13 protein-coding genes are annotated in these 22,990 nt (G+C 58.0%); all 13 read left to right on the top strand.

The genetic code is table 11. The features are described from left to right. The first annotated feature begins 10 nt into the window (after positions 1 to 10). The 13 genes from B3M52_RS05600 (at position 11) to B3M52_RS05540 (ending at position 22,878) form a co-directional block, all read left to right on the top strand. Positions 11 to 3,805: a hypothetical protein gene (locus B3M52_RS05600; RefSeq protein WP_286749095.1), complete on the top strand. Its 3,795-nt coding sequence runs from the start codon at positions 11 to 13 to the stop codon at positions 3,803 to 3,805. Then, on the top strand, positions 3,802 to 7,653 hold the full coding sequence (locus B3M52_RS05595) for a hypothetical protein (RefSeq protein WP_286749093.1): 3,852 nt from the start codon (positions 3,802 to 3,804) through the stop codon (positions 7,651 to 7,653). The genes B3M52_RS05600 and B3M52_RS05595 overlap by 4 nt, the downstream gene beginning before the upstream one ends. Before the next feature lie 14 nt (positions 7,654 to 7,667). Further along, the gene (locus tag B3M52_RS05590; RefSeq protein ID WP_286749092.1) at positions 7,668 to 8,384 is read left to right on the top strand and encodes a sulfite exporter TauE/SafE family protein; all 717 of its coding nucleotides are present in this window, start codon (positions 7,668 to 7,670) and stop codon (positions 8,382 to 8,384) included. Next, positions 8,385 to 8,699, top strand: coding sequence for a hypothetical protein (locus B3M52_RS05585; RefSeq protein WP_286749091.1), 315 nt, complete (start codon positions 8,385 to 8,387; stop codon positions 8,697 to 8,699). Further along, positions 8,696 to 9,925 (top strand): hypothetical protein, encoded by a 1,230-nt coding sequence (locus B3M52_RS05580; protein WP_286749090.1) that lies wholly within the window; start codon positions 8,696 to 8,698, stop codon positions 9,923 to 9,925. The genes B3M52_RS05585 and B3M52_RS05580 overlap by 4 nt, the downstream gene beginning before the upstream one ends. Positions 9,926 to 10,109: 184 nt before the next feature. Continuing rightward, positions 10,110 to 11,825, top strand: a complete 1,716-nt coding sequence (locus B3M52_RS05575; protein WP_286749089.1) for an NADH-ubiquinone oxidoreductase-F iron-sulfur binding region domain-containing protein — start codon at positions 10,110 to 10,112, stop codon at positions 11,823 to 11,825. Positions 11,826 to 11,835: 10 nt separating this feature from the next. After that, entirely contained in the window at positions 11,836 to 14,721 is a 2,886-nt protein-coding gene (gene fdhF / locus B3M52_RS05570) for a formate dehydrogenase subunit alpha (protein ID WP_286749088.1), read from the top strand. A gap of 83 nt (positions 14,722 to 14,804) precedes the next feature. Continuing rightward, a complete protein-coding gene (locus B3M52_RS05565; protein WP_036207909.1) occupies positions 14,805 to 15,365 on the top strand; it encodes a hypothetical protein in 561 nt (186 codons plus the stop codon). After that, on the top strand, positions 15,362 to 16,072 hold the full coding sequence (locus B3M52_RS05560) for a hypothetical protein (protein ID WP_036207907.1): 711 nt from the start codon (positions 15,362 to 15,364) through the stop codon (positions 16,070 to 16,072). Before B3M52_RS05565 ends, B3M52_RS05560 begins: the two co-directional genes overlap by 4 nt. A gap of 176 nt (positions 16,073 to 16,248) precedes the next feature. Beyond that, entirely contained in the window at positions 16,249 to 17,394 is a 1,146-nt protein-coding gene (locus B3M52_RS05555; protein WP_286749087.1) for a metallophosphoesterase family protein, read from the top strand. After that, positions 17,391 to 20,030, top strand: a complete 2,640-nt coding sequence (locus tag B3M52_RS05550) for an AAA family ATPase (protein ID WP_286749086.1) — start codon at positions 17,391 to 17,393, stop codon at positions 20,028 to 20,030. The genes B3M52_RS05555 and B3M52_RS05550 overlap by 4 nt, the downstream gene beginning before the upstream one ends. A gap of 43 nt (positions 20,031 to 20,073) precedes the next feature. Further along, positions 20,074 to 20,484, top strand: a complete 411-nt coding sequence (locus tag B3M52_RS05545; protein ID WP_007152292.1) for a nucleotide pyrophosphohydrolase — start codon at positions 20,074 to 20,076, stop codon at positions 20,482 to 20,484. 9 nt (positions 20,485 to 20,493) lie between these two features. Then, positions 20,494 to 22,878 (top strand): DNA/RNA helicase domain-containing protein, encoded by a 2,385-nt coding sequence (locus B3M52_RS05540; protein ID WP_339664918.1) that lies wholly within the window; start codon positions 20,494 to 20,496, stop codon positions 22,876 to 22,878. The last annotated feature ends 112 nt before the right edge of the window (positions 22,879 to 22,990 follow it).

Below are 22,990 nucleotides of genomic sequence, written 5' to 3'. Positions count from 1 at the left end.
ATGGCGGACTATGTTCAAACATCTACTGAAGAACAAGACCCTCACCAAAGCGGTGTATGACGAGCGCTGGGCCTGGCTGGTTCGCGCTGATACCGATCTGGCCGCCGTCAACACCTGGGACCCGGACCTGCGGCGGAACAAACGCATATTCGTTCCTATTGACGTTCAGGCTTATGTGGCAAGCGAATCCAATCCGGAACCGTTGGTGCCCGTAACCGGCGGACCAGGCGATCCGGTGCCTTTTGCCGAGGGGCAGGTTCCGGCAAACGGTGTTCACCTGCACTGGGCGCTTCCCGATGCCCTTCTCCGGGGTGGAGAATCAGAAGCAGGCGGCGAGCTGGAAATGACAGAGCTGCCCAATCACTGGGTCGTGGTGCGAGCGCTTTTCCCCGTCGGGATTAAACGGCCGATGATCAGAGGCTGGGTGATCGATGCGAAAACCACGAGCATTCGTCCATTGGGTTCCTTTAATGGATCGAATTTCGGCACCTCAGAACAACCCACCTATGACCCGTTGGATGGGACTGTCGGCGGATCACCGCTCTGGACCGCGTCCTACCACGCCAGCGCTTCGCGTTTCGCGTTTCATGACGCCCTGGAAGACCTGCCAGATCTTCGAGAAACGGCCAAAGACGGCTTTGAGAAAGACGCCGCCACCTACACCGTGGCGGGCTGGTATACGGACATGGACAACGACCCTCTGGCCGTGGTCAGCAAAAAAGATTTGCTGGATGTTATGGCCGATCTTGGCTGGTATCTGGACCCGGAAGCCGAGCCGCCCAGCAATGAACCGGATCTGGCGGTATTGGAACGCTTGTTATCAAAAGGGGAAATGAAGCAACCAGCTGAGGCAACGCCAACCAAGTTTGTGGCAAAAGGGCGGGTCGAATCTTTCACCTATGCCGACATGACGCCGGAAATGGGCCTGCCGGTGGATAAAGCGTCCAAGTTGTTTATTGCCCAGAAATCTCCCACCTTCATGTCACTCTTCCACGGCATGATTTCTGGCGTGCCCATCGGGGAAAGCCTGCCCGCCATTGACGAGCGCCCCTCTTCAGATGCCCTGTCGGTGGCGGCCGGGTTTGATACCGACGATCTTGTTACCGCCCTGGGTGCGGATGTCATCGGTGACAGCGTTTCCCAGAGACGCGCCGCTGAAATGCTGGCCGCGGCATTCACCAGCGATTTGATGGACCGAATGGGCACTCAAGATGGGCTTCGGGATATTGCCGAAAGAGAGCACGATGACATGTTCAGCTCTCGTCCTGGCCAACCCTTGCCTGCTGCCAAGCTCGATCATTTGCGCGTCGAGGACTCTGCCTCGGTTAACGCCACGTCGGTCGGGCGAAAAGGTCGGGCGCGGATGAGCAAGCAGAGCACCGCGGAGCTGGTGTCGCCGCTGCCTCGCTGGCGCGACAAAGTGGTGTTCAGTGAGGAGATGAAAGCGCCGAAAGCCCCCCCGTTCGAGCTTAAATCCGAGGCGGTTCAGAACGCTCTCAAAGACCGGCGCACCGTTGAACGACCCGCCCCGCGTCTTTTCATTCCCCAGCCGCCGTCGCTCGCCATAAAAGGCGCGAAGCCGAGCCTTCGCCATCATTATGACGGACTGCACGACGATAACGGCCGTTTGCGCTGCCGTTATCCCAATGAGGCAGTGAAAGGCATCAAGGGTGTGGTCAAGGCGAAGGACCTGGTGCCCACGCTGGGATCTGGTGCAATCCCTCCGGAAGTGTTGACCATTGTTCGTGAAGCTTTGGTTTTGAACCCATACTGCAGCCGCTGGCTGGCCAATGCCGCCACCGACAAAGAAGACGCTCGTCCCCAGTATCAGAGCCGCATCGAAGGAGAAATGCTCCGGCTTTACTCTGCAGATGGCCGCTATGACGGCAGTGGGGAATACACACTGTCCGGCAGTCTGTCGAATCCGCAAGCGCCAGGACAAGAAACCTGGCAGCAATTCTCCTTCCGCAATACGTCATTGAAAAGGCAGGTCGCGGCTCAGCTGGCGGTTGCTTCTTACCTTGATGGTCTGAGCCCGAGCCCACTGGGCGTTACTGCCTGGCGTCAGCCATGGGTGCCGCTTTGGCTGGAATGGCGGATCGAACTGGAAGGCTCGACTCGCCTGAGCGATTGGCAGCTCGATGAATTGGAGATGGTTCGAAGAACCGACGCCAATGATGTCCAGATGATTGAAATTATAGGACGTAGCCCTCTCCACCGGGGTTTAGGGACGGCTCTTCAGGCAGGTATCAGCCGTTGGGTTGCGGCTGAGCAGGAACGGGAAGCCACAGGCGATACTCTGACGGACTCACAGGAAAACACGCTGAATACCCTGGCGGATTTCATCAAACCACAGGATCTGGCGTCGGCCTCTTTGGACGGCGTCAGGGAACAACTCCTGGGTCTGGACTATCTGGGCGGTTTTTTCTCCGAGCCTGGTGCCGATGACCGACCGGAGGTCATTGCCGATCCCTTGACCCTGTTTGGGGGAACCATTTCCTTCAAGGCACTGCGTTTGGTGGATGCGTTTGGACGTGTCCTCGATGTGCCCACCACGGACATTCAAACCACCACACCACTGGAAATTCCAGATGACACGTCTGCCATGAAGATGCCACTACGCATACAAGGCGGCGGACGCTGGCTTTTCCGGTTGGTTGACCCTGCGTATCAGGGCGCCCCGGCCCTGGCTCCAGAAGCTTTTGTGAATCAGCTGGAGCCAACACTGGCGGTTAACCCTGTCGCTGGCTTCCTTTTGCCAGACCATATTGATGAATCTCTCGAAGCTTTCGATACTCGGGGCAATCCATTGGGCCAGATCAGTCATCATGAGCTGACCGGCGCGGTTCGCTGGGAGCCCGCTCCGGGGCGGCCCTTGCCCCCGGGCGCTGGGCCTATGGCGGATCTCCCGCCCGATGCAGCGCCCGTCGGCAATCTTGTTGTTGGTGTTATTAGAACGGACGTGCAGCATCGGAAGGGAGAGCTGCCAAACACCGAAAGCTCTCTGACCGGTTTGCTGAGGGCAATCGACACCACATTGTGGACAGTGGATACCTACAGCACTTTGGGGTCGTCGTCGATTGCCGGCCTGGTAGGTCGTCCCATCGCTGTGGTTAAAGCGACGCTGAGATTGGATGTGCCTGACGATCTCGAGGATGTGCGGGTGGATTCAGTCGACACGGCGAATACGCGGAAGGCCGCATTCGAGGCGCTTCGGGATCAGGCATTTCCAGTACGGTTGGGGGATCTCCAGCGCAGTGACGATTGTTTGCTCGGTTATTTCGTGGATGACAACTATGACCAGTTCCATCTCGTCGACAAAGCCGTCGGTGCGTTAGCCCGGGAGAGCGGCCGTCGGCGTGGGCAGTTGGGTTTACTGGGCAAGGTTCGCGTGCCCGATGTCCAGCCGCTCAGCCATCCTTATCTGATCGAAGAAGATCTTTTCTACATTCGGCCCGGCACCTGCCATACCCTGACGCTACTGATGCTGCCTGCTGGCAAGGTACATCTAACCTCCGGAGTTCTGCCAAAGAAGTCCCTGGCCCTCAATGACGCCTGGATCAATCAGGGTCTAAAACGAGTGATTCCTTCCATCCGTGTAGGTCCGGTGCTCGTTGATCCGGAAGAGATAAGGCTACCCAAGGTCAATCTTCTGGGCGAGAAACAACAATTCACACGCCGCACCGGCCCGTTAACCTGGCGAGACGACCCCATCGTTTCCGCTACACAGTCAGCATTGCTGCCGCGAACGCCCCACGAGTTCCAGGAGGGTTGGATTCGGATCATTGAGGAGGATCAGTCATGAGTGATGTGCCTGCAGATCCGACTCTCGCTCAGGAGCAGGCGCTGGAAAGGCGCCGCAAACGGAAAGCCGAGAAACGAAAAAATGCGGTCGCGAGAGACAGTTTTTTGAATTCAATATCAGGTTCACCGGACAAACAGGCGCTGGCCGACTCAATGAGAGCGTTCATGGAGCGTGAGGGTGTTGGTCCATTCGGTGAACCACCGGCCAGCCCTTCTGCACGTGCTGCCGCGGGCCCCGGTCCAGCCCCCATGGCGTTTCCTGCGAACAATGCCAATCGCTGGGTACCCATCGGGCCCTCGGTTGTTCGCCAAGGGCAGGCTGAGGGAAGGCCGAGAGTTTCCGGGCGAATTCGTGATTTGGCCATCAGCCCCGATGGCCAACGGGCCTACGCAGGTACCGCCAAAGGCGGCGTCTGGTATACCGACGACGGCGGTGCTACCTGGGAACCCGTGGGCGGCTGGGCCAACGAGCCCCGCCGGTTTGGCGGGAACACCAGCGCCCTCGCTTGTGGGTGTTTGCTGGTGAACTTCGGTGCTAGCGCCGCTGCTGATTCTGTGATGGTGGGTACCGGTGAATTTGACGCCATGCAGGGCGTTGATGGTGCGAACCCTATTCGCGGCGTTGGCATTCTTGCCGCAACAGGACCCGCAGCCGGCACGGTCAGTTCGGACCCGTGGGAAACCTCAGCGGGCATTGCCGCTTTGGAGGGAGTCTCTATTTCACGGATGGTTCGGGTTCCGGGCTCTGCAGCCGGTGCTGCCGGTGACCGGGTGATTGCCGCAACCTCGGGTGGCCTGGATCTTAACTGGAATACCCAGGGCGGGGGGCTTTATCTGGGCACGCGATCCATGGTGGGTGGTGACCTGGCGTTTACCTGGGCGGCTTTGCCGCTGCCTGTACCAGCACCGTCGCCGCCTGCAAACGCCGCAACCATGGCCCAGGTTAACCGGGCCCCCACAGACCTGTGTTATGTCGGCAATCGACTGTTCGTGTGTTTCCGCAGTTCAGGTATCGCGTTCTCGGACGATCACGGCAACACCTTCAACTGGATTACGCAGAACTTTCTCCCAGCGCCGACGGTTCCGGCCACGGGACGGTTGGATGGAAGAATGAGCATGGCGGTGAACGACGACAACAACACCCTCTATGTGCTGGGTGAAGTCAACACCAATCCCCCCGGCGGTAATCCCGTACCCCATGTCTGGCAGATCGCCAACCCCGGCGATCCTGCGCCGGTTGCTAACCCACTGAATAACGTTCCATCTGCTGCCAATCTTTGGCCAGGCCAGCGTGATTATGATCAGGCCATCGTCGTCACGACCCGTAATACCGCTTTGGCCCCTCCGCCGGTTCGGACAGACCGGGTCTATATCGGCGGGTCGCTGATTCAGGTCAATAATTGGAACGCGTCGATTTGGGCCTTCGATGTGAACGGCAATAACCTCGTGCCATCGCCGGCCGTATCGGATCAGCCCGTCGGTACGAACGCGGGAGCCACTCAGCCAGGACTGATCGGTGATGCGGTCCACCCGGACGTGCATGCTCTTAAGAAAGCCACCAATGCGGACGGATCCCGACAAATCTGGGTGGGTTGCGATGGCGGGGTATTCGTTTCCCTCCGTGACGGGCAAACCAACACGTTCAGCAGCCGAAACGTGGGTCTTGCCTCCATCGAATCCATCTTCAGCGCAAGTCACCCCACATCCAGTCATTTTTCGATGCTCGGGTGTCAGGACAATGGCCGGCAGGTCAGGGTGGGGAGCACCGTTTGGGAGATGAAAACGTCCATGCAGGGCGACGGCGGTGGTGTGACTTTTCATCCCGTTCAGTCCCATTACGTGATGGGGCAATTCGCTAACGCAGACTGGGCCTGTGACCCGGCGGGCCGATATCGAGCGCCGTGTAATCTGGTCAACAATGACCCGGAGCAAGCAAACGGGGCGAGTAATTTTTACTCAGGCATCGACACTGTGCGACGAGCCGCCGGCAACCTGGCGAGAATTGCATTGGGAACCAATCGGGTTTGGGTGACCGACAATCTGGGTACCAGCAATCCGAACACCTGGCGAGTGTTGCCCATTACCGCCGTCGGAACGTTCGTGCAGTGGCGGGATGGCCGTCCGGGCAATCGAACACCGAGTACAGCGGCCAATATGGCCTTTGGGGTGCCGCCAGCAGGTTTTGGGCCGGTGGTCACGGTGAAATGGGTTGATGAACGCAATCTGTTGGCTTTATTCAACCAGGGGGTTATCCGTTACAGCGAGGATCCGGGGAATCCGGGTCGCTGGACCTCAACAGCGGTGATTGGGCCGGGGGTTGCGGCACCCGCAGCACCGCTGGTCACGCCACAGGCAACGTTTTTTACGGATATTGCTCCGGTACCGGGAACCAGCGATTTTTATCTGGTCACCACCGGCCAAACCAACACCTGGACCCCGGCCATTCCCGCAACGCCGACATCCGCAGCCGTGGCCGCCGCCTCGCCAACCGCCGCTGCAGACTCCTGTTTCTACTACGATGATGCCGCCGGCGGTTGCCGGCTGACCGGTCTTGGTCAGGCCTTGCCGCCGATGCCACCGATTGCGGCCAGCCCGATCGATCCGGCGTACTCCGTAACGGTTGACCCGGCCAACCCCAATACCGTTTATGTCGGCACGTCTACTGCCGTATGGACCTCAACCAAAATCGCGGGTAACGCCCACGGCCCCTGGCAGCTATTCGTGAACGGGTTACCGGAAGCGGTCGTGCAGGATCTTCACATCTGGCAGGACCCCGCAGGCGCGGCCACGTCACCCCGTTTGATGAGAGCCACGTTGCAGTCCCGAGGCGTGTGGGAGGTCAATCTTGCTGCGCCTGAGCCTGCCCGAACCTATGTGCGGGTTCATCTTCGGGACGACCGCCGAATGTTTCCGACGCCCATGCAAAATCCCCGTCGTCGTCCGGGGGCCACCGCAGAGCCTTTCTTTGCAAGTCCGGATATCGTTGTGCGGCCAGAGGCCCCGGTAGGCACCACGCCATCGTTTCGAGGAACCAACATCTGGAACGGCAACTTACGCTATCAACTTTGGACGTTTCAAACCGCCTTTCGGTGGCTTTATCCCAGCGTGATTCCAAACGGTGAGTGGAGCGATCAAATGGGTGATCTTGTTGAACGCCACCGCCGCCTGAGAGGCATTGCAAACCCCGGCGCAAGACGAATAGATGCCGCCCTGTGGACGGATGTGATGGCCAACGCCCTGGACGAGAACGGCTCGCCCGGTGTTTACAGGGCACCGTGGCAAAACGCGGCCGTACCGGCGCTACCCGGTTCGGAGATTGATCTGATGGAAACGGTGGTGCCTCGGCGTGACAGGAACTCGGTCTGGCAGGTGTATCGAGAGCGCAGCACGGTGGATGTACTGTTGCATCATCGGGACACCCGCCCGGTTGCCGCCAATGGCGCTTTTTCTGTGCTGTTATGGCGATCAGGAGCGTCACAGAACACTCTGTTGGGAACAGACTGCACAAACCTTTTGCCCTATGTCCGGAGCCTGACCGGCGGAGCACCGCAGCCCACACCAGCAGGGTGGAACGTATCTCTGGCGGCTGACGGTACACCCTTGAACCGGTTGTCGGTCGACCTGGCCGCGCGTATGCCCAGAGCTGTTTCCATCAATGTGGATTTCTCTGCTGTGTCGACGGGGCATCGGGTACTGCTGCTGGCCATTGTCGGTTCAACCAATGACGTGTTTTCGGCGGTGCCGACGGGTCCAGTCACCTCGGTCGAGAATCTGGTGCGCAACTGGCCTCACGCTGCAGCACGGGTCGTTAGTGTCTGGCCGCGGCCTGGCAATCAACTTTTCCCCTAAGCAAGGGTGCCCTTATGGAAATCGACACGATCTCGATCATCATTCTGACGCTGGCGATCCCGGCCTCGTTTGTTCTTTCCGCTTCGGCTGGTCTTGGCGGTTCTCTCATTCTGGTGCCCGCCATGATGATGGCGATCGGCACCAAAGAGGGAATTGCCGTGGCCGCTTTGCTGTTAGCCTGCAACAACGTTGCGAAGGTGGCGGTGTATCGAAAAAACCTGCCATGGCGAGCGTCGGGCTCTGTCATTGTCGCCGTTTTTCTGGGCAGTGCACTGGGAGCGACCTTAATGCTCCAACTGCCTGAACTGTGGGTTCGATATGCCGTTGCGCTGATGATTCTTGCGACCCTGTTGTGGGAATTCTCATCACATCACCGGGCGAAAAAAGCCTGGGGCGTTGGCCTTGCGTTTTTCTCTGGCGGCACCTCGGGTATTTCGGGCACGTCGGGGCCCCTGAAAGGTGTCGCCCTGCGCAGCCTTCAGCTCGAACGCTTCTACCTTGTAGGTGCCGCCTCGCTGGTGTCCCTGGTCGGCGATATGACCAAAGCCTTCGTTTTCAGTCAGGCCGGTTTGCTTCAAACCGAGCATCTGATGCTGGCAGGTATTCTGATCCCGGTTATGGCGGGTTGTACTTTTCTGGGCAAGACCATAAACAGAGAGCTGGGAGAGCGCTGGTATAGCGTCCTGTTCTGGTCCGTAATGGGTGGATATATTGTGCGACTGGTGGCGTGAATGACAGAGCCCAAAGAAAAGAAAGGTGTGGGAAAACGTCATTCTTTGACTGACCAGGCACCTGAAAAACGACCAGCGAAGGAGACAGCCGAACAGGAGGCCTCGGACCAAACGCCCGGGAAACCAGATTTCGATCAGAAAGATCAAAACATTTCTCCGTACCGAAAGGCGCCGGGGCCCGGCAGAACCTCTCGCCCGGCATCGGAAAGCCAGCCAGAGCCGGAAGCTGGAGGCGAATCGGAAGAGGAAACACCTGCACCACCCGAGGCCATAATTGACGAGGTTACAAAAAGTCGGAAAGGCAAAAAACGATGACGACCATCGTCGACACGAAGCGGTTGAGCCAGACGGACATCGGAGGGCAGGCAGGTACCATTCTGGAACCGGCTTTAGCGTGCTCCGGCAAACGCATTATCGTGACAGGCAACTGGTTTTGTTCCCGGTCTACCGATGGCGGCGACAACTGGGCGTTTGTTGACCCCTATACCGAATTGCCTCCTGCGGGTGCTGGATTTTGCTGTGACCAACTCATTCACTACTGCTCTTCAAGACGGCTGTGGATCTGGCTGCTGCAGTTTTCCAAGACCACCAGCGGCAATCTGATTCGCGTCGCAGTCAGTTCATCCGGCAAGCCAGGCACATGGACCTGGTGGGACACGACTCCGACTGACATCGACGACCAGTGGGCGGGAACCTGGCTAGACTACCCAGACTTGGCCGAATCAGAACACCACCTCTTGCTGTCATTCAACGTGTTCAGCACAACCACCGACCGATGGCAGAGAGCGGTGGTGCTGCGTCTGTCATTGGATCAGTTGAAAGCGTGCAAAGAGCTGTCTCAGGAAGCTTGGTCGACGGATGAATTCGGGTCACTCCGTTTTTGTCGCGGCATGGGAAGCACGGCGATCTTCGCCAGCCTGAGCTACCTTCAGCCATCTCTTGAGGTGTTTCGCTGGCTAGACGGTGAGGACGATGTTTCGCGAGTTTCCGTTACGGTCAGACAGTGGGGCGACGGCCCGTACGCAAAATCCGACGATGCGACGAGCCAATGGATGAACCGAATGGATGATCGCGTTCTTGGCGCATGGGAGGCAGGCGGTATTCTGGGTTTCGTCTGGGCAGCTTCGGCGGACAGTCAGCATCCGTTTCCCTTCGTGCGCGTGGTGAGAATTCAGAAGAGCACGAACGAGCTGATTGATGAGCCGGATTTATGGAATTCGGACCGGGCCTGGGCCTATCCGTCAGTTTGCCCGAACCAACGGGGCGATGTGGGCATAGTCGCGGTGTGTGGTGGCGGTGGCCGCCATCCGACGCTGGGAGTCGGATGGTTGGATGAGACCGATTCAAGTGCTCTGCCAAACTGGCAGATGGCTCTGGGCGCTGCCTCATCCCACCAGCCCGACGCTCGGGCATGGGGAGACTACCTCGATATCCAATCAGACCCGCGCCGCAAAACCTATTGGATGGCGTCTGCCTTTACACTTCAGGGAGGTGGGGGAAGGGCGAACATTGTTCCGCAGGTTTTGACGTTCAAGCCCTAGAAAATCGTAAATTGCAGCAATGGAAGCTCAAATCATTATAAACAGGCCAACTAAAAACGACGTTGTTCGGTGCATACCCGACAGGCTGCTGGCGGCAATCCTGCCGGGTATGCTTCAATGACTGTTAAATAGTCAGGCCAGCCAACAAGGCTGTCTTCTGCTCCTCGGCGCCTGGTCAACAACAATGAGCACAGACGATAAGATGGTCAAACGCCGGCGCTCCGCTCTTCGTGGCCGGCAGCTGGAGCCGGCTGTAATGTCGGAGCTGCGGGACCTGATCGGTGACGAACGTACCGATTCGTCATTGCGCCACCGGGATCGTCTGATCGAGCACCTGCATGTTGTTCAGGATGCCTACGGTTACCTCTCCATGCCTCACCTCCGGGCCCTGGCGTCTTTCATGAACCTGCCTATGGCCGCCATTTATGAAACGGCCACCTTTTACGCCCATTTCGACGTTGTTCACGATGAACAAACGCCACCACCGGCAATAACCCTACGGGTATGTGATTCGCTTTCGTGCCAACTGGCCGGAGCCGAGGCGCTGCACCAGGCGCTCTCTGACGGGGCCGATCCCGCCCATGTGCGTGTGCGGCGTGCACCTTGCATGGGGCGCTGCGACACGGCGCCAGTGGTTGCAGTCGGCCATCATCACGTTTGCCATGCCAATGCCCAGACCGTGGGAGCGGCGGTAGAACAGGGCCAGATTCACCCCGAAGAAATCCAGTGGAAACGTCTGGCGGATTATCGTTCCACCGGCGGTTATGGACTGTTGACCGATTGCCATGAAGGCCGGGTGAGCGTCGAATCGCTGGCCAAGGAACTCGAGCACGCCGGCCTGCGGGGTCTCGGCGGTGCCGGATTCCCCACCTATCGCAAATGGCAGGCTGTGCGCGCTGAGCCAGGGCCACGATATGCAGTGATCAACGCCGACGAAGGAGAGCCGGGCACCTTCAAGGACCGTTACTACCTTGAGCGAGAACCCCATGTTTTCCTGGAGGGTGCGCTAATCAGTGCCTGGGCTGCCGAGGCAAAAGCCCTCTACATCTACCTCCGGGATGAATACCCCGGCCTGCACCGTGTTCTGAAAGAGGCCATGGCCGAGCTGGAAGCGGCCGACATCGTCGAGCCAGGCTTTATCATCCTGCGCCGCGGCGCTGGAGCCTATATTTGCGGTGAGGAATCTGCCCTGATCGAATCCCTGGAAGGCAAACCGGGCAAGCCACGCCACCGCCCGCCGTTCGTTGCCCAGAAAGGGCTGTTTGGCCAGCCCACGCTGGTTAACAACGTCGAGACGGTTTACTGGATCCCGCGCATTCACGCCCAGGGTGCCGAATGGTTCGCCAGCCAGGGACGCCATGGTCGTAAGGGGCTTCGCAGCTTTTCAGTGTCCGGACGGGTCGCACGGCCCGGTGTGCATGTTGCGCCAGCGGGCATCACCCTCAATGAATTAATCGAGGAATATTGCGGCGGCATGGCCGAAGGGTATCGTCTCCTCGCTTATCTGCCCGGCGGGGCCTCCGGTGGGATACTGCCGGCCAGGAAAGCCGATATTCCCCTGGATTTCGATACCCTGCAGGAGCACGGCTGTTTTATCGGCTCCGCCGCCGTGATCGTTCTTTCCGATCAGGACGATTTGCAAGCCGCGGCCGCCAACCTTTTGGGCTTCTTCGCGGATGAGTCCTGCGGGCAGTGCACCCCCTGCCGTGTAGGTACCGAGAAAATGCTGACGTTGCTGGAGCGGGATGCCTGGGATGAGGAAACGCTCCAGCAGCTGGCCGGCGTGATGGCGGATGCCTCCATCTGTGGTCTCGGCCAGGCCGCTCCCAATCCGGTGCTGAGCCTGCTGCGAGACTTCCGCAGCGAACTTGCCAGCCAAAACCTGATCGCCAAAGGGTAGGGAGGCAGCCATGAGCCATTCCAGCAAAAGCATGAACGATGCGACCACCAGCTTTACCCTGACACTGGACGATGTCGAAGTTCAGGCCCACCCCGGCGAAACCCTGTGGCAGGTCGCCAAACGCGCCGGCGAGACCATCCCACACCTTTGCTTCAAAGACGCCCCAGGTTACCGCTCGGATGGCAATTGCCGGGCCTGCATGGTGGAAGTGGAGGGCGAACGGGTGCTCGCAGCAAGCTGCATTCGCGAGGCGGCGCCCGGCATGGTGGTTCGCAGCGCTGGCTCTTCACGTGTTCAGGCAGCCCGCAAAGGCGTTCTCGAATTGCTTCTGGCCGATCAGCCCGAGCGCGCAGACAGCCCGGATCGCTCCAGCCATCTGTGGCAAACGGCGGATCAACTGGCCATTGATGCCAGTGCCGTGCGCCAACGCATCCCGGCTCATTCAGAACGCAATGAGCCTACGGTGCACCATGTCGAGCTACGGTCTGACTCGTTGGCCCACGCCCGGGGCCACGACGCCACCCATTCGGCCATGAACGTCAATCTGGACGCCTGCATCACCTGCGGCTTGTGCGAGCGCGCTTGCCGGGAAGTGCAGGGCAATGACGTTATCGGTCTCGCACACCGGGGCGCCGCGTCCAAGGTCATCTTCGACTTTGACGACCCCATGGGCGACAGCACCTGCGTGGCCTGCGGCGAATGCGTGCAGGCCTGCCCGACCGGGGCACTGATGCCAGCCACCCTGATCGATGCCGAAGGCCGTGGCGACTCCGCCACAGCTGATCGCACCGTGGACTCCGTTTGCCCATACTGCGGCGTAGGCTGCCAGCTCACCTATCACGTCAAGGACGAGCCAGCCCAAAACGGGGCAGGGGAACAGCAGGGGCGCATCCTGTTTGTTGAAGGCAGAGACGGCCCCTCCAACCAGGGACGGCTGTGTGTAAAAGGCCGCTTTGGCTTCGATTATCCCTCGCACCCGGCACGGCTCACCCGGCCGCTGATCCGCAAGGAGGGCGTGGCCAAAGGCATCGACCCCGACTTTGATCCGGCCAATCCCTTAACGCATTTTCGCGAGGCAAGCTGGGAAGAGGCACTGGAACTTGCGGCCACCGGGCTGACAGAACTCAAAAGCCAACGCGGTCCGAGTGCGCTCGCCGGCTTTGGCAGCGCCAAGTGCTCCAACGAAGAAGCCTGGCTGTTCCAGAAACTGGTGCGCACCGGTTTCGGCTCCAACCACGTGGATCACTGCACGCGGCTCTGCCACGCCAGCTCCGTGGCGGCGCTGATGGAATGCCTGGGTTCCGGCGCCGTTACCGCCTCCTTCATGCAGGCGCTTCAGTCGGATGTGGTCATCCTCACCGGCTGCAACCCGGCCGTGAACCACCCGGTCGCCGCCACCTACTTCAAACAGGCTGCTCGAAACGGCACCAAACTGATCATTATCGACCCCCGGGGCCAGGCGCTGGATGCCTATGCCTGGCGCAGCCTGCGTTTTTCGCCAGGTGGCGACGTGTCGCTCTTCAACGCCATGCTCAATGTGATCATCAGCGAAGGGCTCTACGATCAGGCCTACATTGATGCCCACACCGAAGGCTTCGGAGCACTGGCAGCCAGTGTCGCGGAGATGACGCCAGAGGCAATGAGCCCAATCTGCGGCGTTGAACCAGACACCATTCGTGAAGTGGCCCGCGCCTACGCCGGCGCCGAAAGGGCTATGATCTTCTGGGGCATGGGCATTTCCCAGCACGTACACGGCACCGACAACGCCCGCTGCCTGATCTCGATGGCTCTGACCTGCGGCCACACGGGCCGGCCAGGCACCGGACTGCATCCGTTGCGTGGCCAGAACAACGTTCAGGGCGCCTCCGACGCCGGCCTGATTCCCATGGTATTGCCCGACTATCAACCGGTGGGTGACACCCAGCTGCGCGCCGCCTTTGAAGAACTCTGGAACACCGAGCTGGACCCAGAGCCTGGGCTCACCGTTGTGGAGATCATGGACGCCATCACGGCGGGCACCATCAAGGGCATGTACATCCTCGGTGAAAACCCCGCCATGTCCGACCCGGACCTGACCCACGCCCGGGCCGCACTGGGCGCGCTGGAACATCTGGTAGTGCAAGACCTGTTCGTCACCGAGACCGCCCAGTTTGCCGACGTCATCCTGCCTGCCGCCGCCTGGTCGGAAAAGTCCGGCACTGTCACCAACACCAACCGCCAGGTGCAAATGGGCCGCCCCGCACTGACGCCTCCGGGGCAGGCAAAGCCTGACTGGTGGGTCATCCAGGAAATCGCCCGGCGTTTCGGACTGGCGTGGGACTACGCTGGCCCTGAGCAAGTGTTCGCCGAGATGAAACAGGGCATGCATTCACTGGATCATATCTCCTGGTCCCGCCTGGAGCGGGAGGGTTCCGTAACCTACCCATGCCCGGCCGACGACGCGCCAGGGCACGATGTGGTCTTCTCCGATGCCTTCCCCCGCGCCGGGGGCAGGGCCAAGCTATCGCCAACCCGGCCGCTGCCGCCAGACGAGCCGGTGGACGAGGCCTATCCCATCGTTCTAACCACCGGGCGGTTGCTTGAACACTGGCACACCGGCGCCATGACCCGTCGCAGCCGGGTACTGGATGAGCGCGAGCCCGAAGCGGCTGCCTATCTGGCACCGGCGGAGCTGGCTCGACTGGGCATTGCACCGGGCGAGGCCATCCAGGTTGCTACCCGGCGTGGCAGCATCACCCTCACAGCGAGGGCCGACCAGGCCATGCCCGAGGGCATGGTGTTCATACCCTTCGCCTTTGTGGAGGCGGCGGCCAACCTGCTCACCAACCCGGCGCTGGACCCGTTTGGGAAGATTCCGGAGTTCAAGTATGCGGCGTGCAGTCTGAGCCCGGCGTAATGGAATCTGTTGGTGAGGGCTTGCAATTAATCTGGATCTAAGCAACGCTTGTCCCGTGTCCAAAAACTAGGGACATCCAGCCTATGGATGGAATCAAGAGTCAAGATCTCGGCCTGTTGCTTAAGTTGGTTTCGCTGCGAAAGCAAGAAGCGACAGAAGGCGTTGTAGACACATCAGCCTACACAGTGCGAAATCTCGAGTTGGAAACAGGCATCGGGAAATCCCAGGTCAGCAACTCACTGCGCCGCTGTTTTGAGGTTGGCCTTGCTAAAAAGGATCGCAATTCCGGCGTGCCTCGTGTCAACACAAAAAGCCTGTTTGAATTCATCGTCTACGGTGCCAAGTACGTGTTTCCTGCCAAACCCGGTCAGTTAGTGCGGGGTATTGGTACTGCATTCGCCGCACCCGTGCTGGAAAATCGAGTGTTCAGCGCAGGCGAGCTTTTACCAGTATGGCCAGATGCGCGAGGCAAAAACAAAGGCTTGGAGATTCCCCCTTTATTTAAAACTCTAGGCCACGCGGTTCGCCGGGACCCGGAGCTTTACGCATTACTGGCTCTGGTAGACGCAATACGCATAGGCAGCCCGCGTGAGGCAAATCTGGCAAAAGACCTGTTGAAAAAACACATGGAAGTGAGTGAATGAGCATACCGACGTTACAAAAGTGGATGGTCGGCAAAGTTGCTGAGGCGCTTGGCCCCGACCTGCGAGAGCAGGTGGCCTTCGTAGGAGGTTGCACCACCAGCTTCTTATTAACCGATGAGTTCGTACTTGAGAAAGTTCGCCACACCGAGGATGTGGATCTGATCGTCCATGTAATGGGCTATCCGGGATTTCATACTTTGCAGCAGGTATTGAGAGCAAAAGGCTTTAAAGACATGCCGCCAGACCCGGAAGAAATCGCCCCCGTGTGTGCTATGAAGCTGGGCGATTTACGAGTGGATTTTATGCCGGACGATCCACAGGTCCTGGGGTTCAGCAACCGTTGGTATGGCAATGCGCTGAAGACTGCCATGCCTTACGAATTGTCTGACGATCTCTCCGTCAGACTGGTAAATCCGCCGTATTTTCTGGCGACAAAGTTGGAGGCATACAAGGGCCGAGGTAAGGGCGACCCGCTCTCGAGCCACGACATCGAAGACTTGCTCACCTTGATTGATGGCCGTGAGTCATTGATCGATGAGGTCAAAACTGCGCCCGAAGAATTACGAGGTTACCTGGCAGAGGAATTCAGCCAATTATTGCAAGACACCAACTTTGAGTACGCCGTTAACAGCCAGACGGGTGGTAATGCAGAGCGAGAGCAAATTTTGTTTGAACGGATTGAAACTCTCACCCATTTTGGGCATTGATGCGAAGCGATAGTGTTTTCCGAAGTTCAAGTATGCGACGTGCAGGTTGAGCTCCGTTTAGCGTCCGAAGCAAGCCATCTCTTACAGAACGACCTCCAGTGTCGCATCACGCCTGTAATGTATCCGTGTGTAGTCTAGAATAGCGCCAAAATTCCCAGATCTTTCAGGACCCTAAAATGCCAAAGTTTTTGCACACGGCAGACTGGCAGATGGGCCGGGCCTTTACCCGTTTTGAAACCGAAGACGGTGCAGCCCTGGTTGAGGCCCGCTTTGAGGCCATTGAAACGCTTGCTCAACTGGCCAATGAACATCAGTGCGATGCGGTATTGGTGGCCGGTGACGTCTTCGATGCGCAAACGGTGTCCGACCGCACTATCAGGAGGGTGTTCAACGCCACAAAGGCGTTTGCCGGCCCCTGGGTCATGTTGCCTGGCAACCACGATGCCGCCCTCGCGGAGAGCGTCTGGACACGAGCCCAGCGCCTGGGTGCGGTGCCCGAGAACGTACACCTTGCACTTCAGCCCGGCGTCATCGATCTGGAACCTCAGAAACTCAGCATACTCTGCGCACCCTTGACCCAGCGCAATACCTACGGCGATCTGACCGACCCCTTCAGCGGCTACGAGTCGCCGGAAGGCTTCCCCAGGATCGGCCTTGCCCACGGCAGTGTCCAGGGCCTGCTGTCTGAGGAGATTGATTCCACCAACCCCATCGCGCCAGACCGTGCCGAATCCAGCCGGCTCGATTACCTCGCGCTGGGTGACTGGCATGGCACCAAGCAGATCAATGACCGCACCTGGTACAGCGGCACCCCCGAGCCGGAACGGTTCCGTAACAACGAAGCAGGCAATGCCCTGATTGTTGAGGTTGCCGAACCCGGCGCAACACCCAAGGTCACCCAATTACCAACGGGGCGGTATCAATGGCACCAGTGGCGGGAAACCCTGGCGGTCCAGTCCGATCTTGAGCAACTGCTGGAGCGGCTGGATGCCTTGCCCGAATCCGCCGTGGTCGACCTGCGACTCGAAGGCTCGGTCACCCTGGCCGGCGAGGAAACACTGTTGAAGGCTCTCTCGGTCGCGGAAGCCAAATTCCGCAGCCTCCGTTGCGAGCGCAGCGGCTTACAGCTTGCCCCCACCGATGAAGACATTGCCGCCCTCAAAGCCGATGGGTATGTAGGCGAAGTGATTGAGAGCCTGCGGCAACGTCAAGGGCAAGGAGAAGATCAAGGGCAGGAAGGCGCACAGGATGATGCCGCCCGGGATGCGCTGGCCATTCTGGCCGGATTGCTCAGAGAGCGGGAACAGGAGGCCAGCCAATGAAACTGGAGCGAATGCGCATTGAGCAGCTACGTCAGTTCCGCAAACCCTTTGTGCTGGACAACCTGCAACCCGGCCTCAACCTGATTCACGGCCCCAATGAGTCCGGCAAAAGCACCCTGGTGCGATCAATCCGGGCGGCCTTTTTCGAGCGCTATCGCTCAACCGCCGTTGACGACCTTCGCCCCTGGGGCGATTCCGCCGCGGCGCCCACCATCGAACTGGATTTCGAGCACGACAACCGGAACTGGCATCTCACCAAGAGCTTCCTGCAGCGCAAACGCTGCGACCTGACCGTCGGCACCGAGAGCTACAGCGAAGACGACGCGGAAGAAAAACTCGCCGAGTTACTGGGCTACCAGTACCCGAAACGCGGCGCCAGCAAAGCCGAACACTGGGGCATACCCGGACTGCTGTGGGTGGAGCAGGGCACCGGGCAGGACATCGAACAGGCCATAGAGCATGCCGGTGATCATCTGAAGTCCGCCCTGAATTCCATGGTGGGAGAGGTGGCCAGCTCCGGGGGCGACGACCTGATCGAGACGGTTCGCAGCCAACGGGACACCCTGCTGACCGGAACCGGCAAGCCCCGTGGCGACTATCTGCAACTGGAAAAAGACCGTGCCCTGTATGAGCGTGACATCGAAGAGCTGAAGGAACGGGTACAACAATATCAGGAACAGGTCGACCGACTCGGCAAGCTCACCCGGGACTACGATCAGGCAGAGGCCGAGCGCCCCTGGGAAGACGCCCAGCGACAGCTGGAGGAAGCCCGCACGCGCTATCAGCAGGTAGAGCGCCTGGAACAACAGCAAGCTCAGGAAAAAGCCACGCTTTCCCAGCTGCAGCAGAACCACCGATTGTCGCAGCAGAACAAAGAACATCTGGAAGGCTTGAGCCGCCAACTGGAGAGCCGAAAAACCGAACTGGACCGCGCCGAACGCGATTTCAGCATGGCAGAAGCACAGACCCCGGCCATTACCGGTCGGTTGGCCGAAGCCAGAACCGCCTACGAACAGGCAGAAAAGCAACGCAAGCTTGCCGGTTTGCTGCAAACCCGGGAACGGTTGGAGCAGGATGTCCGACGGCTTGAGCAGCACAAACAGGTGCTGACCCAGAACCTCGCCAAAGCCAAGGACTACCATCAGCAGCTGGAGCAAGCCAGGCAGCAGGCTAGGGACAACCGGATTGATTCCGCAGCGGTCAAAAACCTGAAAGCGACCGCGAACCACCTGAACGAAGAAACCATCCGTTCACGAACCATCGCCACCCGGTTGAGCTGGCAGCTGGACGCCAGCGCGTCATTAACACTGAACAACGAGCAGCTGACCGGACAAGGCGAGCAGCAACTTCTGGAAGAATCCACCGTGGTTATCCCCGGCGTGGGTACCCTGGACATAACCCCCGGTGGCGAAGAGCTGGCCAGCACCCGCAGGAAGCTCAAAATCCTCCAGGACAGCTTTGCAGAACAGCTGAAGACCCTGAGTGTGACATCGGTGGAACAGGCAGAGGACCGCCTCTCAGCCTTTGAAAGTGCCGGAAGAGCTCAGAAACATGCCGAAGACTTGTTCAAATCCGTGGCACCGGCCGGCATCGAGCAACTTGTCGACGAACAGAGTGAATCAGAAAGCGAGCTAGAGAAAGCCAGAAGCCAATTACAGGCCACGCCAGAACCGGACCAGAAAGAGAACCTACCCGCCCTGGAAGAAGCGGAGGCCTCTTTTGTTCAGGCGGGCACCACGCTGGATAAGGCCGAATCCGATGACCGCGAGCATCAGGCGACGCTGTCTGCACTGAAACAGGCCCGGGACAACGCCAAAACCGAATGGCAGCGGCTGGCGGATGAAGAAAAGAGCCCGGAACGCCAGCAGCAACTTCAGCAGATAACCACCGACCTGGCGAACATCGAAAAACAACAGACCGAATTGCAAGCCAGCCTCGAACGCCGCGAACGGGAAATCAGCGAAGCCCGCCCGGAGTTTCTCAAACAGGACATCGAACGCTACCAGAACGCGGTTAATAACCTGCGCCAGACCCAGGAAAACCGGGGGCGGGAACTCCGGGACATCAAGGTCAGGCTGGAAGCCTGGGGTGCGGAAGGGCTGGAAGAACAGCTCAATGAAAAAGAAGCCGAGCTGGACCAGTGCAACCGCCGCTATCAGGAATTGCACCGCCGTGCCCAGGCACTGGATCTGCTGCTGACCCTGCTCACGGAAAAACGCCAGGCCCTCACACGTCGCCTACAGGCACCGCTGCAAAAGCACCTAAACCACTACCTGTCAGTGCTGTTCCCGGAAGCCTCCCTGGAGGTCGACGAACAGCTCCGGCCTGGCACCTTCAGCCGGGGCAGCGAACTGGGCCAGATCACCGAACTGAGTTTTGGTGCGCGGGAACAAATGGGACTGATCAGCCGCCTGGCCTACGCCGATCTGCTGCGGGAAGCCGGAAGGCCGACGCTGGTGATACTGGACGACACCCTGGTGCACAGTGACAGCGAGCGGCTCGAAGATATGAAACGCATTCTTTTTGATGCGGCCAGCCGGCATCAGATACTGCTGTTTACTTGCCATCCGGAGAAGTGGCAGGACCTGGGGGTTGCGCCGGTGGATATTCAGGCATCTAAGGAGCAGCGTTCTTAGCCTGCATGTTCGTCGTGGATTATGTGGACCGGTGCACTCGAGTATGGTTAATGTGCGAATAGATCGAGCAAATGATTATGGCATCAACAAAGGGGTTTTGATCAAAATGGATTCGCTGGAAGAGTTGCGCCTGAAATTGAAGCAATTCGCTGAAGAACGGGATTGGCGTCAGTTTCACTCACCGAAAAACCTGACCATGGCGCTTTGTGGTGAAGCGGGTGAGTTGTCGGAGCAGTTCCAATGGCTCAGCGAGGAAGATTCGAAAAACCTAAGTGAAAAGCGATTGGCAGCCGTTAAAGACGAAATCGCGGATATCCAGTTGTACCTTATCCTTCTGTCGGATTCTCTGGGTGTCGATATTGCTGAAGAATCTGCCCGAAAAATAGAGGCAAATGCTCTCAAATATCCTGTTGCCAAAGCCAAAGGCAGGTCCAATAAATATAATGAGTTGTAGGGGATATCTGTGATCGTCTATTCAGCTTCGAAGGCGGAATTCGTTGAACATGTGAAGTTCAATCAGATCGAGAAGGTTATCGAGGAAGAGGTCTGGAGAAGGCTCAAACGAAGAACCCCAAAATCCGAAATTGCTTCTTGGAAGAATTCACTTCAGTACATGTTTAACGCGTTGTTGGATCAGGGTATCCCACCGTCTGCAGGTGTAGCCGTTGAGTATACGATTCCACTGACCAGTCGCCGTGTGGACTTTATTCTGACGGGCAAAGATGCGTCGCGCAATGACACAGCAATCATTGTTGAACTGAAACAATGGTCTGAGGCAGAGGTTACGGACAAAGACGCAATTGTCCGAACATTTCTAAATGGATCCATTCGTGAAGTTAACCATCCTTCCTATCAGGCCTGGTCTTACTCAGCCCTGATTGAGGACTATAACGAAACGGTCCGAGAAGAACATATCAGTCTTCAGCCCTGCGCTTATCTGCATAATATGGACAGTGGAGCTGCGATTAATGACTCCCGTTATCATGAGCATACCGATAGGGCGCCGGTTTTTATTTCAAGCGATGCTAAGAAGTTGTCGGATTTCCTCAGGCGGAATATTCGATATGGCGATAGCGACAACATCATGTATCGAATTGAACATGGTGTGATCAAGCCGTCAAAAGGACTAGCTGACAGCCTTGCCTCGATGCTTCGGGGCAACAGGGAATTCATTCTGCTCGATGAGCAGAAGCTGGTTTACGAGACCGCGCTGGAGCTAGCGGAAAAAGGGCGCGAAAATCCAAAGCAGACTTTCATCGTCAAGGGTGGACCGGGGACGGGGAAATCCGTTGTTGCAATCAACCTTATTGTTGAAGCAACCAATAGGGAGATGCTGACCCAGTTTGTCAGTAAGAATTCCGCGCCGCGGGAAGTTTTCAAAGCCCGTCTGACAGGAACCATGCGCAAAACCCACATCGATAACCTGTTTCGTGGTTCTGGTGGTTATACCGATACTGAGACAAACTTTTTTGATTTGCTGGTCGTTGACGAGGCCCACAGGCTAAACGAGAAGTCTGGCCTATATGGGAATCTCGGGGAGAACCAGATAAAAGAGCTGATCAATAGCGCCCGAACCTCAGTCTTTTTTATTGATGAAGACCAGCGTGTCACACTCTCAGATATCGGCACGGTGGAAGAGATCAGGCATTTTGCGAGGCAAGCAGGTTCAGAAGTGACTGTTCTGGAGCTGAGCTCACAATTCCGTTGCAACGGTTCTGATGGCTATCTGGCGTGGATTGATCATGTCCTGCAAATTCGGGAAACAGCTAATACAACGCTGGATGGCATCGACTATGATTTTCGGGTCTTTGACGACCCGAACGAGCTGCGGAATGTTATTGAAGAGAAAAATCGCCGGGCCAACAAGGCGCGGTTGGTGGCTGGGTATTGCTGGGATTGGACCAGCAGGAAGGATCCAGCAAAGTTCGATATTGAGCTCCCTGAGCATGATTTCAGAGCAAGATGGAATCTGGACAAGCACGGCCCAAAATGGCTGATCGCTGAGGATTCGATAAGTGAGATTGGCTGTATTCATACCTGCCAGGGGTTAGAGCTCGACTACGTAGGCGTGATTATCGGAGATGATTTTGTAATCCGGGACGGGATTGCGGTCACAAACGCTAGCGCGCGCTCAAAATCCGATCGGTCCGTACGTGGTTACAAGAAGAGGCTGAAAGAGGATCGGGAGAGTGCTCTTGCAGATGCTGATAGGATCATCAAGAACACCTACCGGACCCTTATGACGCGAGGCATGAAAGGGTGCTACATCTACTCTGCCGATGCGGAAACCAGACAACATTTCCGTAGCTTTGTAGAGACCCAGATAGCGGAACAGAAGAATGATGTTTCCGCTCTGCAAGTCCCGTATGAAGTAGTTGATTATGAATCAGCACTGCCTTATGAAGGCTTCGTGCCCCTCTACGACCTACAGGCAGCAGCAGGCGAATTCAGTGAACTCCAATCTCCCGATGAAGATTTTGAGTGGGTAAAATTGCCCGAACATTTTGCCACCAGACCGGGCCAGTTTGTGGCTCAGGTTGTTGGTGAGTCCATGAACAAACGGATTCCTAACGGCGCATGGTGCCTCTTTAGTGCCAATCCGGGCGGAACGCGAAATGGCAAAATAGTTTTGGTGCAGCATCGTGCTATTGAAGACCCTGACAACGGCAGTTGCCTTACCGTCAAACTGTATCGCAGTGAAAAAACGATTTCTGGCGATGAACTCGTTAACGAAAAAGTCATCTTGAGGCCCGTCACTAGCGCTCATGGTTATCGGGATATCGTTATTGAGGACGATGATCTTCACGATTTGAGAGTCGTTGGAGAGTTTATTGCGGTATTGGCCTGAGGCCAGTTAAGTTGAAAGCCGTCCTGCTCACTGAAATGAAGTTCAGAAGTAGATCCGAGGAGTTTGTTGGCGACGACTTGTCCACCTGGTAGCCTGGTCGAGATCGACTCCA

It is taken from the genome of Marinobacter sp. UBA2688 (assembly GCF_002352785.1).
Lineage (GTDB): Bacteria > Pseudomonadota > Gammaproteobacteria > Pseudomonadales > Oleiphilaceae > Marinobacter > Marinobacter salarius.
Note: the sequence above shows the minus strand (reverse complement) of the source record. Positions and strands in the feature narration are given on the sequence as shown.

Excerpts from the sequence above, each read along its gene's own strand:
- B3M52_RS05550 (WP_286749086.1), top strand. The coding sequence starts at position 17,391 with ATGAAACTGGAGCGAATGCGCATTGAGCAGCTACGTCAGTTCCGCAAA.
- B3M52_RS05575 (WP_286749089.1), top strand. The coding sequence starts at position 10,110 with ATGAGCACAGACGATAAGATGGTCAAACGCCGGCGCTCCGCTCTTCGT.
- B3M52_RS05595 (WP_286749093.1), top strand. The coding sequence starts at position 3,802 with ATGAGTGATGTGCCTGCAGATCCGACTCTCGCTCAGGAGCAGGCGCTG.
- B3M52_RS05555 (WP_286749087.1), top strand. The coding sequence starts at position 16,249 with ATGCCAAAGTTTTTGCACACGGCAGACTGGCAGATGGGCCGGGCCTTT.
- B3M52_RS05560 (WP_036207907.1), top strand. The coding sequence starts at position 15,362 with ATGAGCATACCGACGTTACAAAAGTGGATGGTCGGCAAAGTTGCTGAG.
- B3M52_RS05545 (WP_007152292.1), top strand. The coding sequence starts at position 20,074 with ATGGTTAATGTGCGAATAGATCGAGCAAATGATTATGGCATCAACAAA.
- B3M52_RS05600 (WP_286749095.1), top strand. The coding sequence starts at position 11 with ATGTTCAAACATCTACTGAAGAACAAGACCCTCACCAAAGCGGTGTAT.
- B3M52_RS05565 (WP_036207909.1), top strand. The coding sequence starts at position 14,805 with ATGGATGGAATCAAGAGTCAAGATCTCGGCCTGTTGCTTAAGTTGGTT.
- B3M52_RS05585 (WP_286749091.1), top strand. The coding sequence starts at position 8,385 with ATGACAGAGCCCAAAGAAAAGAAAGGTGTGGGAAAACGTCATTCTTTG.
- B3M52_RS05580 (WP_286749090.1), top strand. The coding sequence starts at position 8,696 with ATGACGACCATCGTCGACACGAAGCGGTTGAGCCAGACGGACATCGGA.
- B3M52_RS05590 (WP_286749092.1), top strand. The coding sequence starts at position 7,668 with ATGGAAATCGACACGATCTCGATCATCATTCTGACGCTGGCGATCCCG.
- fdhF (WP_286749088.1), top strand. The coding sequence starts at position 11,836 with ATGAGCCATTCCAGCAAAAGCATGAACGATGCGACCACCAGCTTTACC.